We start from the raw sequence: 14,912 nt of genomic DNA on the forward strand, positions 1-14,912 counted from the left end.
CATTATCCGAAAGAAGTCTCCTTCCTGGGGCGTGTGAAAGACGATAGTCTAGCGGTAGGTGGGAGATGAATTTCGGTTTGGCGTAGCCAAACATTTGATTTTCCTATTTATTTCGCCTCTGATATACGCAGTCTTATAAGAGGTAAAGTTTGGTATAACAATGAAAGTAGATAATAATCATGTTATTGTTCAGGTTGTGTGATCACCGTCATAGCTTATGGGAAATGAAGCGAAAAGTGAGATGAATGGATATGACAAAGTATAATAAGGCGTACAAATTTCGTCTGTATCCAACAGAAGAACAAGCACATCTCATTCGTAAAACTTTCGGGTGTGTACGCTTTGTGTATAATAAAATGCTGGCTGAGCGGAAAGAAATATACGAAACATACAAAGAGAACAAGGAAGAGCTAAAGAAACAAAAATTCCCTACTCCTGCGAAATACAAGGCGCAGTATGAATGGTTGAAAGAAGTCGATTCCTTAGCGTTGGCTAACGCTCAATTAAACTTGCAAACTGCCTATAAGAATTTTTTTAGTGGACAAAGTGATTTTCCTACATTCAAAAGTAGAAAAAGTAGAAAATCTTATACAACGAATCGAGTAAACGGAAATATTATGTTATTTCATGGTTATATCAAATTACCGAAATTGAAAATGGTGAAATTGAAGCAGCATAGAGAGATACCGCAAAACCATATCATCAAATCGTGCACGATTTCGATGACACCAACTGGTAAGTATTACGTGTCTATTTTGACCGAATATGAAAAAGAAATCGCTCAAAAAGAAGTAGAAAGTGGAGTTGGATTAGACTTCGCAATGGCTGAATTGTACGTGAGTAGCGAAGATGAGAAAGCCAATTATCCTCGCTTTTATCGTCAGATGTTAGACAGATTAGCAAAGGCACAACGAGTATTAGCAAGACGTGTAAAAGATTCAGCGCGCTGGAATAAACAACGCATTCGTGTAGCGAAGTTACATGAAAAAGTCGCCAATCAACGTAAAAACTTCCTTCATCACAAGTCTAAAGAATTAGCTACGAGTTTTGACGTTGTAGCAATAGAAGACTTACATATGCAAGGAATGTCACAAGCACTTCGCTTTGCTAAGAGTGTAGCGGATAACGGTTGGAGGATGTTCACGACATTTTTAGCATATAAGCTACAAGACCGAGGAAAACAGCTTGTAAAAATAGATAGATGGTTTCCTTCTACAAAGATGTGTAGTCGTTGTGGAAACAAAAAAGAAATGCCATTATGTGAACGCACGTATGCGTGTTCGTGTGGACTCACAATCAGTCGTGACTATAACNNGGGAGTTAGCTCGGCTGTCCTAAGACAAATTCGTTAGCTATCAAAAGTAGCGATAAACCGAGAAGCCCCCACTTTGGGGTAAGCTCGTAAGAGATACTAAGTGGTGGGTAGTTCACTTACGAACGTTTCGTTTAATAAACTTCAAAATTCCTTTTAAGAGGAGAATAATACTTACTATCCAAGTGATTCCTGATAAGACCAATTGAAGTGAATTATCCTCTGATGTCATAGGATAATTAGAAAAGTTAGGTCCGATTAGTAGATTTATCAAAAGGAATAAACTTAAAGCAAGTGTTAAGAAGTGTGCAATAAACCAGATGATATTTTTTTCTTTGTACTTAAAGAGCCAATAAATGAGAAGTATTAAAGAAACTATAATTACAAGACAGGAACCTGTAACTAAATATCCTCTAATCTCTTGTTCCATTGGCATATACATATTGATCACCCATTTCATCTAAGCGTCTATATCTATTTTTAGTATGGGTCATTATTACTTTGGATAGTCCTTAGAGTAATGTGAATGACTTCGAATCAGTTGTATATCAATGAGATGTTTGTTTTTGTTCATGTAGTTTTTAGATTCTTTATTTATAGTGTTTTGAATGTATACTTTTTCCCTACAGTCTGTTTTTGACCAAGGGTAATTCTTTTTTTATTTTAGGTAATTTTCAGGTTTGATGAATTCCTATCACTCTTTATTTTTTTATGACATTAGGAGAGGCTAGCTCCTCGCTCCACTTTACCCCAGCCTTTACCTCATACCGAAAAATAAAGGGGATAGGTATACTTTCCTGTTTGATATTTGCTTTGTTTAAAATGTTGTTCGTATAGGAAGNNCTTCCTATACGAACAACATTACATATTAATAATTTATAGTGTTTTAAAAATAAAGAGGTGGTTTTTAAATGTATAATGAGTCAATATATTTTCCTTATATAAATTATGAGCAATGCTTCGATCGTTAATTCCTTGGTCCTCAGATTCCAGGTATACCTGGAATACCAGTTTTTCCGGGTGTACCAAGTTTTCCAGGACAGCAAAGTTCACAAGCTTCAACAGCTCCTCCCCCATCATTTATTCCTCAACAATCAACTGGTTCACCATTTGCTGTTGATCCAGGAGCAATTTCATTATGTTTATTTCGAAATACTTATATATGACTTAGTAATGGTGAACAGTTTTGGTATTTCCTAATTTTTGTAGGATCAAGGTCTGTTGCTGGTTTTAGATGGAACGGTAGGTTTTGGGTTTTTTTGGGGATTGATACAAGAAGGATTATTTCATTTACATGTATTTAAAAATTATAGAGTAACGATAGAGGTTAAATTATATAAACAAAAGAGGTATTTGAATGAAAAAATTTCAATCAGTTGATGGTACAATAACTATGATTAACGATTTTGTAACAGGATCAAACGAAGAAATAGGATGTAATAAATTAATGTCCGTATATAATGGTTATGGGAATCTAATAAATTTTGTAGTGAAACCAAATACGTATTTTATCGACTATGCAACGGTAGTAGTAGGAGATAAAGTAACTGGGTTTTACGATGCTAACGCTCCTGCTCCTCTCATTTTCCCACCACAATTTCAAGCAATTGTTATTGTAAAATATACACCGCATCAAAATGTAAAAGTAGACTATTTTAATGAGCAGTTGGAGAGTAGTGATGGGAAATTAAAATTAAATATTTCTCCTTCTACTCAAATTTTATTAACAAATGGTCAATTTTTTACAGGTAATCTTGTAAATCGAAATTTAATAGCTATTTATGGTCTTACAACAATGAGTATACCAGCTCAAACTACACCATATAAAATCATTGTTTTGTGTCAAAAGTGATTTCTATTCTAAAGGGTCTCTCGGTTTATCAAATTACAACCCATTGTACAATCAAACATTTAAACAATCTTATTGAACAGGATCATAGGCATGTAAGGAGACGTTTTGCCAAATTCGTAGGATTCCAAAATCTTCGTCATGCTTCACGTACGATAAAAGGTATCGAGAGCATTCATGCCCTATATAAACAAAGGCAAAGTCTTCAAAGAGACTCCGCCTTTTCAACGTACAATGAAATTCAACCATTACTAGCTAATGCTTAAACCTTTATCCTTATTTACCAACTAGTTTATGCTTTTTCCAAACTTTGCAACAGAACCTCTCCTTTACTATTTCTATAGTCTTACTCAAATAAACGATATTCCGTAAAGTCTTGATGGTGATGGGCAGCCCGCACTTAAAATTTTTTAAACTTAATTGGACTTACCATTAAGAGGGCGAGGATTAATGTAATCCATGCATTGCTATATGAAAACAATCCCATGCCAGCCAATGGTAATCCAGCAGCTGGAATAGGTAATCCCTTAAAATATCCAATGGTTGGTTTAACACTGAATTTAGCTAATCTTAAAGCACCCATCGTTGGGAAAAGGATAAATGCCAAAGAAGTTAAAATAGATGGTGTTGCTATCGAATGAAATAAAAGTGCAGGAGCAACTCCGAAACTAACAATATCAGCTAAGGAATCCAATTCTACACCAAACTCACTGTTCACTTTTAATTTTCTCGCGATCCTTCCATCAAGAAAATCAAAAACAGCTGAAAAGAAAATGAAAATGGAGGCTACTTCCAAATAGTCATTCATATTCATAGTAATTGAAAAAACACCGCACAATAAATTTCCAATCGTAAATAAATTCGGTATAGCTTTTACCATATGATTGAACAAGGTTGTCCCCCCTAAGTTGATTAAACTGCACATTTATGTAGCATTTTCTATATATTCTTCCGTTATTCTTAAAAATATATGACCACTGTATGCTAAGTGAATTTCGACAAGAGAAAAGCCGATTTCCTGTCCGTTATGTTGGTTTATAAAAATGTTTGATCATTTTCGGTACACGTTGTTGAACATTAGCACCTGATAGTTGAAGTTTCGGGTAGTTTTTCCTTAATAAAATGAAAACTAATTGTCGCTTCGATAGTACGAAGGAAATGGTCTTGTGGAACTAACTCTTCTATAGAAACGGATACAAGCTCATCACGATGATTTTTTTAAGCACTCATCATAAAAAATCTCTCTTTTTTCCCTTTTTTATCAGTGTTGACACATGAAAAGACTTTCTCCACAGCCTGAAAAAACCTTACTTTTGAGAGTAAGGTTTCTTTTTTACATATGAGTTCTTTTAAACCGATTTTAATAAAGAATAAAAATTTGTATCATATGGAATATCATCTTGATACATATAATTTTTTAGAACTCCTTCTTTTTCAAACCCTAGTTTTAATAGCACTTTATTTGATGCCTCATTTTCAAGGAAGACAATTGCACCGATACGCTTTAAATGAATAGTATGGAAGCCGTAAGATATAACTTCAGAAACTGCCTCAGTAGCATATCCATTTCCCCAGTGTTCAGGCAAAAAGGCATAACTAATATTTGCTCGTTTATGCTCAGAAGACCAATCGTGAAAACCAATTGTTCCAATGAGCCCTTTCTTGTCTTTTAATTCGATGCCCCATTTTATACCGTTTCTTGCATTGTAACTCAACTTGAAATTATTAATAATTTGCTTTACTTGATCTACATTCTGTAATGGTTTTTGGCCATAATAGCGCAGTACATCAGTATTAGAAAAGCATTGTAGTATACCCGGTGCATCTTCTTCAGTAAGTTCTCTTAAAATCAGTCGCTCAGTTTTTAATTTAGGAAACATGTTTTCACTCCATTTCTTATGAAACTAGAATGCATTTGTTATTATATAATTTAATCTGAAAATAAAGATTACTCAAGGTGTAATGGTGATTTTGACTTAGGTTAAAGAAAAAGGTATTCCAAATTCAATTTGGAATACCTTTTTTCATTACCCTACAAATGTTTGATACAGTAAGAAAATATTTAAAATGATAACAAGTGCAGCAATGATCCAAGCGATAAAGGTTGTTATGCGGTGATTAACGAGCGCACCCATAATTTTTTTGTTGCTTGTAAACATAATAAGCGGTACTAATGCAAAAGCAATACCGAAGGATAATACAACTTGACTCATAACGAGAGCGTAAGTTGGATTTACGCCTAAAGCGATAATAACGAGAGGCGGAATCATTGTTATAAATCGGCGTAAATATAACGGAATATGCATGCGAATGAATCCTTGCATAATAATATCACCTGACATTGTACCGACAGACGAGCTAGATAATCCCGCTATTAACAAGCCAATTCCAAATAAAGCAGCGGATACTGGACCAACTAAGTTACTAAATTGGTTAAAGGCGACATCAAGGTCTTCGACGTGCAAGCCGTTTTTAAAGAACAGTGCAGCAGCAACAATTAACATACTTGCATTAATTGCTCCAGCGATAACCATTGCAATAATAATATCAATGAATTCGAAACGGAAAATCTTTTTCTTTTGTTCCTCATTTGTTCCGACTACGCGGCGCTGTGTTAAGGCCGAATGTAAATAGATTGCGTGTGGCATAACTGTCGCACCTAAAATTCCTGCTGCAAGTAATATACTGTCTACCCCTTGGAATTTTGGAATGAAAAGTCCTGAAAGAAGAGGACTTAATTCCGGTTTTGCGTAAAAGACTTGTACACCAAAAGCGATAACAACGATAAAAATCATCCCTGTTATGATAGCTTCTAATGGACGGAAGCCTCTGCGTTGAAATTCGAGAATAATAAACGACCCAACTGCTGTAATTAAAGCGGCGGGTAACATTGGAATTCCGAATAATAAATATAATCCGAGTGCGGCGCCAATAAATTCAGCTAAATCGGTCGCCATAATAACGAGTTCGCCTTGTATCCATAAACCGATGGATACCGGTTTTGGGAAGTTTTCTCGAGCGATTTCAGGAAGGTTTCGTCCTGTAGCGATTCCTAATTTAGCGGATAAAGTTTGAATTAATACAGCCATTAAATTAGACACGAGTATTACCCAAAGTAATAAATAACCATATTGTGATCCAGCAGCAATATTCGTTGCGAAGTTCCCAGGATCAATATAAGCAACTGAAGCAATAAAAGCGGGACCTAAAAATGGTAATAGTCTTTTCAAACCTTTCGTTTGTCCGCTTAATGCTAAATGGGCGGATTGAACGGTTGTGCTTTGAGAAGGGACTTGTTCCTCTTTTGTTATATCTTTATTCATAGTAGTATTCCCCTTTGAAATCTTAACTTAATTGAGATTATTGTATTGATTTTTACGCGTTATTTCAATACATTTGGATATATTATGTGCCATTTTTATTTGAGCATAAAAGTTTCCTTAATGCAAATTATATGACTGTGCGCAAAGAATGGTGTAATGATGCAAAAATATTTTGGGAGTTTATGGCCGCTGAATAAAGGAGAAGATAATAAATTAGAGGGTTGTTTTTGAAATTTATGTGAACATACAGCCTATATTACAGCATATTAATTGATGGAAATGAAATTGTATGATATATAATATATTGGGATTGCAACATAACCGTAGTGTTTTGATGTGTAATCTTGTTTTTTATTTTTGTTAACTTATAAAAAATAGTATAAAGAGAAGAAAATGGGATTCATTTTCTTATTATATATGTTTTGATATGAACGTTAACTTATACATGATTTTAAAATTTAGATAGGTGGTAGAAATACATTGGCAACTACAAAACCATATAGAGTATTACTATATTACATGTACACAACAATTGAAAACCCAGAAGAATTCGCTGCAGAACATTTAGAATTTTGTAATTCACTTGAGTTAAAAGGAAGAATCCTTGTAGCTAAAGAAGGTATTAACGGAACTTGTTCTGGTACTGTAGAGCAAACAGAGAAATACATGGAAGCAATGAACAATGATCCACGTTTTGATGGCATCGTGTTTAAAATCGATGAAGAAGAAGGGCATGCATTCAAAAAAATGCACGTACGTCCTCGTCCAGAGTTAGTTACACTTCGTCTAGAAGATGACATTAACCCACACGAAATAACTGGGAAGTATTTAGAGCCGAAAGATTTTTATGAAGCAATGAAACAAGAAAATACAGTTATCATTGATGCACGAAATGATTATGAATTTGATTTAGGTCACTTCAAAGGTGCGATTAAACCTGATATCGAATCATTCCGTGAATTACCAGATTGGATTCGCGAAAATAAAGAGGTGCTTGAAGGTAAAAAGATTTTAACGTACTGTACAGGCGGAATTCGTTGTGAGAAGTTCTCTGGTTGGTTAGTTCGTGAAGGTCATGAAGATGTAAGTCAGCTTCATGGCGGAATTGTAACGTACGGAAAAGACCCTGAAGTACAAGGTGAACTTTGGGATGGTCAATGTTACGTATTTGACGAGCGTATCTCTGTACCAGTAAACCAAAAAGAGCATGTTATCGTTGGTAAAGACCACTTTACAGGTGAACCTTGTGAGCGCTATGTAAACTGTGCAAATCCAGAATGTAACAAGAAAATTTTATGTTCTGAAGAAAACGAAGCGAAATATTTACGTGCATGTTCTCATGAGTGTCGTGTAAGCCCACGTAACCGCTACGTAATACAGCATGAATTAACTGAAGAACAAGTAGCTGCTGCATTAGAGAAGATCGAAGCAGGGAAGTAAGTGAAATTTGTGTAATAAAAAGGGTACTCCAAACTTCATTTTGGAGTACCCTTTTTATATCGTCCGGTTCTGCCTTGTGTTGGTAAGTCGATATATCTGAAAAATCGCTGGTAAAAATTTCATTTACTGAATTACACTACGTGTTTGTAATTTGAAAATAATCTTCTTTACTTCTTATAATCTTTCTCTTTCACAGCAGACAGTACAGTTTGTTTTACCCATGCTTTTCTTCTTCTATGCTGTATACCCCATTGATATAAACCTTGCGCACCTAAAATAAGTGAAATGACTATACCGCTAATCGCTATTAAAAGAGCGAAAAATTCAAGAGGTGAGGACACTTTGTTGGAATCAGTATTTTTTAGAAGATCGATCATAGTAAACCCTAACATTTGGCCTACTACAGAGTAAAGCGTTAAAATTAATAATAAAAGGCTATCTTTTTTTGACGCAACATTTTCTTGATATTTAAACAAACTATCAAGATTTTGTTTCGCGTTTGCATATAAAATTTCAATGTTAAAAAGCTTTCTTAAGCGGAAAAATATATCTTCACTTTGTGATTGAGATACTAATTCTAAAGAAAAGTAATTCGCTGTAAACGAGTTAATCGAATAAATTAATTTCTCTATTTCATTTGTATCTTGTTCAATATTTAGCTCAGCATAAGCGTTTGCCATTTTTAATAAAACAATTTTATGAAATAGATTTAATAATAAAGCGTAATAAAACTCCCCGTACATTTGACTAGCAAGTTTCGCTATTTCATCGTCATCTTCGTTCGTAATACATGTGAAAATATGTTCCTCCATTATGAAATAACGATTAGGTGCCCATCTCTGGTAGGCATGTTGCTTTAAATAATCATGAATATAGGGAAGGTTATTTGCGCTCACATATGGATTACCATCACTTGTTAAGCCAGATAAACTAGAAGTACGATACACATCAACTACATGAAGTTCCATATCTTTTTTTAGCGACAATAAAGTTTGTACGTACATTCTTTGGTCTTCAAAGAAAGGGAAGGTTTGAAAGTATGAACTTCTTAATCTCTTCTTCTCAAAGAAATCTGTTACGCCATAAAATAAATAACCAAAAATGAACCTTTCAACTTGGGAATATTTTTTCCCGTCACATTCTATACAAATCCTCTCTTCGCTTTCATTTTTTGTTTCGAGAACACGGAAGCGAGAAGCGAATTCGATGGACTCTGATAACGTCATATTTGGAGAAGTGTTCACTTCGGTTCGTATTGTTAAAAATCCAAGTTCATAAGGGCATAATGTTATATCGATTGAGTGTACTGTGAATGGAATAGAAATCAAATTTGTTGTTAATAGTCCGCTTAAGTTAAGATCTTTAGAGTAACGTTGTAATCCTTTTTGATGCTCTGAGTGAGGAAAGAGAATTTTATTTGTAAATGAAAGATAATATGCTTCCATATTTTGATGTGAAACTTTAAACTTCCCGTAGTATGTATTTTGATTTTCAAGATGATCGAGTCGAAAGGGACGAAAATCATTTTTTTGTAAGAAAGGGAACATATTTTGTTCATATCCAGTTTTAAATGAAAACGGAAATATAAATTGAAATACAGCTGTTGTTACATCTTTTTCCTCAATTGTTTGTATTGCCTCCATCTACAATGTTTCCTTTCCATATATGCTATAGAAACAACATGCCCAAATTCAGTTGAAAATAACCACTGTTTTATATCGGGTTAAGAATGAAAATTCAGCTTATTCAGTAGGGGACATGTATAATGTTATGTATACTAAAGTTAATATTTTGAAAAGGGGGATTAGTATGCGTATTTTAGTATTAGGAGCTGGAGGCGTCGGAGGCTTTTTTGGTGGCCGATTAGTAGAAAAGGGAGAGAATGTAACATTTCTCGTTCGTAGTAGACGAAAGCAGCAATTACAGGAAAAGGGACTTGTAATTCGTAGTGTTAACGGGGATTTTTCCTTTCAACCAAAATTAATAACGAAAGAAGATCGGACTGCTCCATTTGATGTGATTTTATTCTCAACAAAGGCGTATCATTTAAACGATGCGATTATAGATGTAAAGCCGTTTGTAGGTGAAAATACCGTAATAATTCCATTGCTAAATGGTATTGCTCATTTATCATTGTTACAAAAGGAATTCGGCGATGAAAAAGTAATTGGGGGTCTATGCTTTATCGAGACGACGTTAAATGATCAAGGTGAAATTGTACAGACTAGTACTGCTAACAGACTTGTATTTGGAGAAATTAAGCCTCAAGATTCAGCGAGGATAGAGCGTATTTCTAAAGCTTTTGCAGGTACGAAATCTAGTTTTGTTTTAAGTGAAAATATTACGCAAGATATGTGGCAGAAATATTTATTTATTACTGTAATGTCAGGTGTGACAACATTAATGCGTGCGCCGATAGGACCGATTCGTGAAAGCGAGGGTGGTCGTGATTTTATCCGAAACTTATTTGAAGAATCTGTACAAATCATGAGGGCGTTAGGAGCTCCAGTAAAGGAAAATATTGCCCAAGAACATATGAAAACGATCGATAAAATTTCGTATGATATGAAGTCATCGATGCAGCGAGATATGGAAAAAGGTTCATTCATTGAAGGGAAACACTTGCAAGGATATTTACTGGATTTAGCAGAGCAATTTTCTATAAAAGCACCATTATTAGGCGCTGTATATCAAAATTTAAAGGTGTATGAAGAGATAAGCTTTAGTAAGGCTGTAATAGAATTAGATGTATGAAAAAATAAAAAAGATAGCAATATATAAGTGTATTGCTATCTTTTTTGTTTTTGTATGGCAAATTATTTGTTTCTTTTCGTTCTATCTGTCAAATTTATTTCCTGTTCACGTTTACCGTATAACTGATTAATTTCATTTGCTACTGCATCTAAATATGAATCGGAAAAAATAGGCTTCTTTTCTTTAGACATATGGGTCTCCTTTGCGGATTTTTTAGTATTCATTATGTATATTTATCGGTGGATTATACACAATCATTTTAATTATTTTCTTTTTGAAAATTTTTGTTTACTTTTTGAAAATAAAGGAGTATTATAATCCACAGTTTCAATTTTCTAAATCGCTGAAACCGCATGGTACGGGGGACCCGTTTTTATGGATTAATACATAATCCAATGGGGTGAATCCTTGAAAAAGGTAGGGCTACTCATAGGCCCGAATCCGACAGCTAACCTCGTAAGCGTTATATTGAGAAGGAAGGTGGAGCTTGTGCGACAAAAAAAATAATGTCTACAAGTCTATTTCGTTATGGCTTGTAGACATTTTTTGTTTTCTGAAGAAATAGTTTATGATCTGTAACTAGCAGAAAATTTCGTACAAAATTATTGGAGAGTGGACAGCAGTGGTTTCATCTATCAAAAAGTTTTTAATTGGAAGGCCGTTAAAATCAACAGAGCTTGGAGAACAAAAGCTTAATAAAACGAAGGCGCTAGCAATTTTGTCTTCTGACGCATTGTCATCGGTTGCATACGGCCCAGAGCAAATATTAATCGCGCTAGCGGGTCTTGGCGCAGTAGCTTATTGGTACTCCATCCCGATTGCTATAGGGGTATTAGTATTACTAACAGCTCTTATTTTATCTTATCGACAAATTATTTTTGCTTATCCTCATGGCGGAGGCGCGTATGTTGTATCAAAAGAGAATTTAGGGATGAATCCAGGCTTAATAGCAGGAGGGTCTTTATTAGTCGATTATATTTTAACGGTCGCAGTAAGTGTATCTGCAGGTACAGATGCGCTCACATCTGCCTTTCCTAGCCTACATGCACATAATGTAATTATTGCAATTATATTTGTAATACTAATTACCATTTTAAATTTAAGAGGGGTAACTGAATCAGCTTCCATTTTGGCATATCCTGTTTATTTATTTGTTTTAGCATTATTTATATTAATTGGTGTAGGGGTATACAATATTTTAACTGGTCACGTTTCACCTACGCTACATTCACCGATTGGAACACCGGTTGCGGGAATTAGTTTGTTTTTACTGTTAAGAGCATTTGCATCAGGTAGTTCAGCTTTAACAGGGGTTGAAGCAATTTCAAACGCAATTCCAAACTTTAAAGATCCTGCACCTAACAATGCAGCGAAAACATTGCTTGCAATGGGTGCATTACTTGCAGTTTTATTTTCAGGAATTGTTTTCTTAGCTTATTATTATGGAATTTCCCCAAGTAAAGAAGTAACAGTTGTTTCACAAATTGCTGAACAAACATTTGGACGTAATTTCATGTACTATTTCATACAAGGTACAACAGCTTTAATATTAATTCTTGCTGCTAATACAGGGTACTCTGCATTTCCTTTATTAGCGGTTAACCTTGCAAAAGATAAATTCATACCGAGAATGTTTACGATTAGAGGAGACCGCTTAGGTTACTCAAACGGTATTATTATACTTGGAATCGCTTCGATTATTTTAATTGTAGCTTTCCAAGGACAAACAGAACATTTAATTCCGTTATATGCAGTCGGTGTATTTATTCCATTTACACTTTCTCAAACTGGAATGGTATTAAAGTGGCTTCGTGAAAAGCCTGAAGGATGGGCTTTGAGATTAACGGTTAATTTAATTGGGGCAGTCATTAGTTTTATCGTAATGATCATGTTCTTTTTAACTAAATTCGCACAAGTGTGGTCGATTCTTATTTTCTTACCTGTTATCATCTTCTTATTCCATCGAATTAAGAAGCATTATGATGCAGTGGGCGATCAATTAAGTTTAAAAACTTGTGAACGGATTGTTCCGATTGAGGGAAATGTAATTGTCGTTCCTGTAGCAGGCATGACTCATGTAGTAGAAAATTCTTTGAACTATGCGAAGGCTCTTTCTGCAGATCAAGTTATCGCTGTATATGTTGCTTTTGACAGAGAAGAGGAAAAGAAATTTGAAGAGAAATGGAAGAAGTGGCAACCTGAAGTAAGGCTTGTTACATTGCATTCTCATTATAGAAGTATTATTCAGCCGTTAACCAAGTTTATTGATACAGTGCAATATAAAGCGAGTGAATCAAATTACCGAGTTACGGTCGTTATACCACAGTTTATTCCGAAAAAAGGTTGGCATAACATTCTTCATAACCAGTCTAGTTTACTCATACGTGCGTATTTACTCTATAAGCGAAATGTTGTTATTACGACAGTTCCATATCATTTGAAAAAGTAAGGGTGTTTTTTAAGGATAGTTTCACGAAAGTGAAGCTATCCTTTTTGTGTATATGCTATGCATAATTGCATACACACTTAAAAATTATATTAACATAATTTTATTTATTGTAAGCAAGTAGAGTTTTCTGTTGTGATATATGGATATTTCAATTGAGAAAATGAATCGAATTTTATTTTGGAATAAGGACATGAGAGCTTGAAAATAAAGGGAATGAAAATACTTCTTTACGGTATATAAATAGCTGTGTTTAAATGACCTTACAGTACAAAACTTACATGAAAACAAAACAAAATTTCATACTTTCGTACGTTAATTAGTTTAAAATGAATAATATTTTCAGGTGATATATTCACTGTGCGAATGCTGGACTTGCGGTAATATAGAAATTTTATACAATATTATTCACACTAAGCACATATGAAAAGTTATGAAATGTTTTATAACAATAAGTTAGTACTGTAGCAATAAAATTTGAGATAGGTGATTCGTACATGAATCACGGTGATAATGTTCTCTATTTTTACCATCTCAAATCATGTGCAAAAAAATAGAATAATAAAATGCGATAGTAATAGTTGCTAATACATAGGAGGAGTTAAAGTGAAAAAGACTTTAATTACAGGGTTATTGGTTACAGCAGTATCTACGAGTTGTTTTATTCCTGTAAGCGCTTACGCTAAAGAGGGGCAACCAGAGTTGAAAACAGTATATGCACAAAATGTAATTGCTCCAAATACATTATCCAATTCAATTAGAATGTTAGGATCGCAGTCACCGCTTATACAAGCATACGGATTAGTTATTTTACAACAGCCGGATATTAAGGTGAGCGCTATGAGTAGTTTGACGAATCATCAAAAGTTTGCAAAGGCAAATGTAAGAGAGTGGATTGATGAATATAATCCGAAGCTAATCGACTTAAATCAAGAGATGATGAGATACAGTACTAGATTTAATAGCTATTATAGTAAGCTCTATGAACTGGCAGGAAATGTAAATGAAGATGAACAGGCAAAAGCAGATTTTACAAGCGCATATGGAAAATTACAATTGCAAGTACAAAGCATTCAAGGGAGCATGGAGCAAGATTTATTAGAGTTACATCGATTTAAAACGGTATTAGAAAAAGATAGTAGCAATTTATCAACTAAAGCTGATGAAGCAATAAAAACACTGCAAGGATCAAGTGGAGATATTGTGAAATTAAGAGAAGATATTAAAAGAATTCAAGGGGAAATTCAAGCTGAACTTACTAATATTTTGAATAGACCACAAGAAATTATTAAAGGTTCTATTAATATCGGTAAACAAGTATTTACAATTACAAATCAAACTGCCCAAACGAAAACAATCGATTTTGTTTCTATCGGTACTTTAAGTAATGAAATTGTAAATGCTGCAGATAGTCAAACGAGGGAATCTGCTCTTCGTATTCAACAAAAGCAAAAAGAGTTATTGCCACTAATTCAAAAGTTATCACAAACTGAAGCGGAGGCGACTCAAATTACATTTATTGAAGATCAAGTAAGTAGCTTTACAGAACTAATTGATCGCCAAATTACAACTTTAGAAACGTTATTAACGGATTGGAAAGTTTTAAATAATAATATGATCCAAATTCAAACTAATATTGGAGAAGGCATGTATACAGACAGTAGTTTACTTCAAAAACATTTCAATCAACTTAAAAAAGTAAGTGATGAAATGAATAAGCAAACAAATCAATTTGAGGATTACGTTACAAACGTTGAAGTACATTAAAAAATAAGTAACGATATAGGG

11 protein-coding genes, 2 pseudogenes and 1 riboswitch are annotated in these 14,912 nt (G+C 34.1%); of the genes and pseudogenes, 8 read left to right on the forward strand and 5 right to left on the reverse strand.

The window, feature by feature from the left end; genetic code table 11:
• The first annotated feature begins 251 nt into the window (after positions 1–251).
• The 4 genes and pseudogenes from COE49_RS04700 to COE49_RS04720 all read left to right on the forward strand — a co-directional run.
• Positions 252–1,352 (forward strand): RNA-guided endonuclease TnpB family protein, encoded by a 1,101-nt coding sequence (locus tag COE49_RS04700; RefSeq protein ID WP_098945742.1) that lies wholly within the window; start codon positions 252–254, stop codon positions 1,350–1,352.
• An 871-nt stretch (positions 1,353–2,223) separates the two neighbouring features.
• Positions 2,224–2,616, forward strand: a pseudogene (locus COE49_RS04710) (collagen-like protein).
• Positions 2,617–2,669: 53 nt separating this feature from the next.
• Complete coding sequence (locus tag COE49_RS04715; protein ID WP_098253220.1) at positions 2,670–3,164, forward strand: hypothetical protein; 495 nt, start codon at positions 2,670–2,672, stop codon at positions 3,162–3,164.
• Positions 3,165–3,190: 26 nt separating this feature from the next.
• Positions 3,191–3,427 (forward strand): annotated as a pseudogene (locus tag COE49_RS04720) (DDE-type integrase/transposase/recombinase); the annotation flags it as partial.
• A gap of 134 nt (positions 3,428–3,561) precedes the next feature.
• Here the strand turns inward: COE49_RS04720 and pssA are convergent.
• From pssA to COE49_RS04735, 3 genes are all read right to left on the reverse strand, one after another.
• The gene (gene pssA / locus COE49_RS04725) at positions 3,562–4,053 is read right to left on the reverse strand and encodes a CDP-diacylglycerol--serine O-phosphatidyltransferase (RefSeq protein WP_088231258.1); all 492 of its coding nucleotides are present in this window, start codon (positions 4,051–4,053) and stop codon (positions 3,562–3,564) included.
• A gap of 457 nt (positions 4,054–4,510) precedes the next feature.
• Complete coding sequence (locus tag COE49_RS04730; RefSeq protein ID WP_088231259.1) at positions 4,511–5,041, reverse strand: GNAT family N-acetyltransferase; 531 nt, start codon at positions 5,039–5,041, stop codon at positions 4,511–4,513.
• 147 nt (positions 5,042–5,188) lie between these two features.
• Entirely contained in the window at positions 5,189–6,484 is a 1,296-nt protein-coding gene (locus COE49_RS04735) for an Nramp family divalent metal transporter (RefSeq protein WP_088231260.1), read from the reverse strand.
• Positions 6,485–6,964: 480 nt separating this feature from the next.
• Between COE49_RS04735 and trhO the strand changes: the two genes are divergently transcribed.
• The gene (gene trhO / locus COE49_RS04740) at positions 6,965–7,924 is read left to right on the forward strand and encodes an oxygen-dependent tRNA uridine(34) hydroxylase TrhO (RefSeq protein WP_088231261.1); all 960 of its coding nucleotides are present in this window, start codon (positions 6,965–6,967) and stop codon (positions 7,922–7,924) included.
• A gap of 167 nt (positions 7,925–8,091) precedes the next feature.
• On the opposite strand, the gene COE49_RS04745 is transcribed toward trhO, so the two are convergent.
• Positions 8,092–9,567 carry a hypothetical protein gene (locus COE49_RS04745; RefSeq protein ID WP_088231262.1) on the reverse strand — a complete coding sequence of 492 codons (1,476 nt, stop codon included), beginning with the start codon at positions 9,565–9,567 and terminating at the stop codon, positions 8,092–8,094.
• A 166-nt stretch (positions 9,568–9,733) separates the two neighbouring features.
• On the opposite strand from COE49_RS04745, the gene panE reads away from it, so the two are divergent.
• Positions 9,734–10,678 carry a 2-dehydropantoate 2-reductase gene (panE, locus tag COE49_RS04750; RefSeq protein ID WP_088231263.1) on the forward strand — a complete coding sequence of 315 codons (945 nt, stop codon included), beginning with the start codon at positions 9,734–9,736 and terminating at the stop codon, positions 10,676–10,678.
• A 62-nt stretch (positions 10,679–10,740) separates the two neighbouring features.
• On the opposite strand, the gene COE49_RS27910 is transcribed toward panE, so the two are convergent.
• Positions 10,741–10,869, reverse strand: coding sequence for a hypothetical protein (locus COE49_RS27910; RefSeq protein ID WP_000031873.1), 129 nt, complete (start codon positions 10,867–10,869; stop codon positions 10,741–10,743).
• A gap of 140 nt (positions 10,870–11,009) precedes the next feature.
• A riboswitch (cyclic di-AMP (ydaO/yuaA leader) is annotated at positions 11,010–11,156 on the forward strand.
• A 144-nt stretch (positions 11,157–11,300) separates the two neighbouring features.
• Between COE49_RS27910 and COE49_RS04755 the strand changes: the two genes are divergently transcribed.
• Both COE49_RS04755 and nheA read left to right on the forward strand, forming a co-directional pair.
• Positions 11,301–13,127: an APC family permease gene (locus tag COE49_RS04755; RefSeq protein WP_098253223.1), complete on the forward strand. Its 1,827-nt coding sequence runs from the start codon at positions 11,301–11,303 to the stop codon at positions 13,125–13,127.
• A gap of 603 nt (positions 13,128–13,730) precedes the next feature.
• Entirely contained in the window at positions 13,731–14,891 is a 1,161-nt protein-coding gene (gene nheA, locus COE49_RS04765; RefSeq protein WP_098945738.1) for a non-hemolytic enterotoxin NHE subunit A, read from the forward strand.
• Positions 14,892–14,912: the final 21 nt, after the last annotated feature.

The sequence above is a fragment of the Bacillus sp. AFS029637 genome (assembly GCF_002584985.1).
Classification (GTDB): domain Bacteria; phylum Bacillota; class Bacilli; order Bacillales; family Bacillaceae_G; genus Bacillus_A.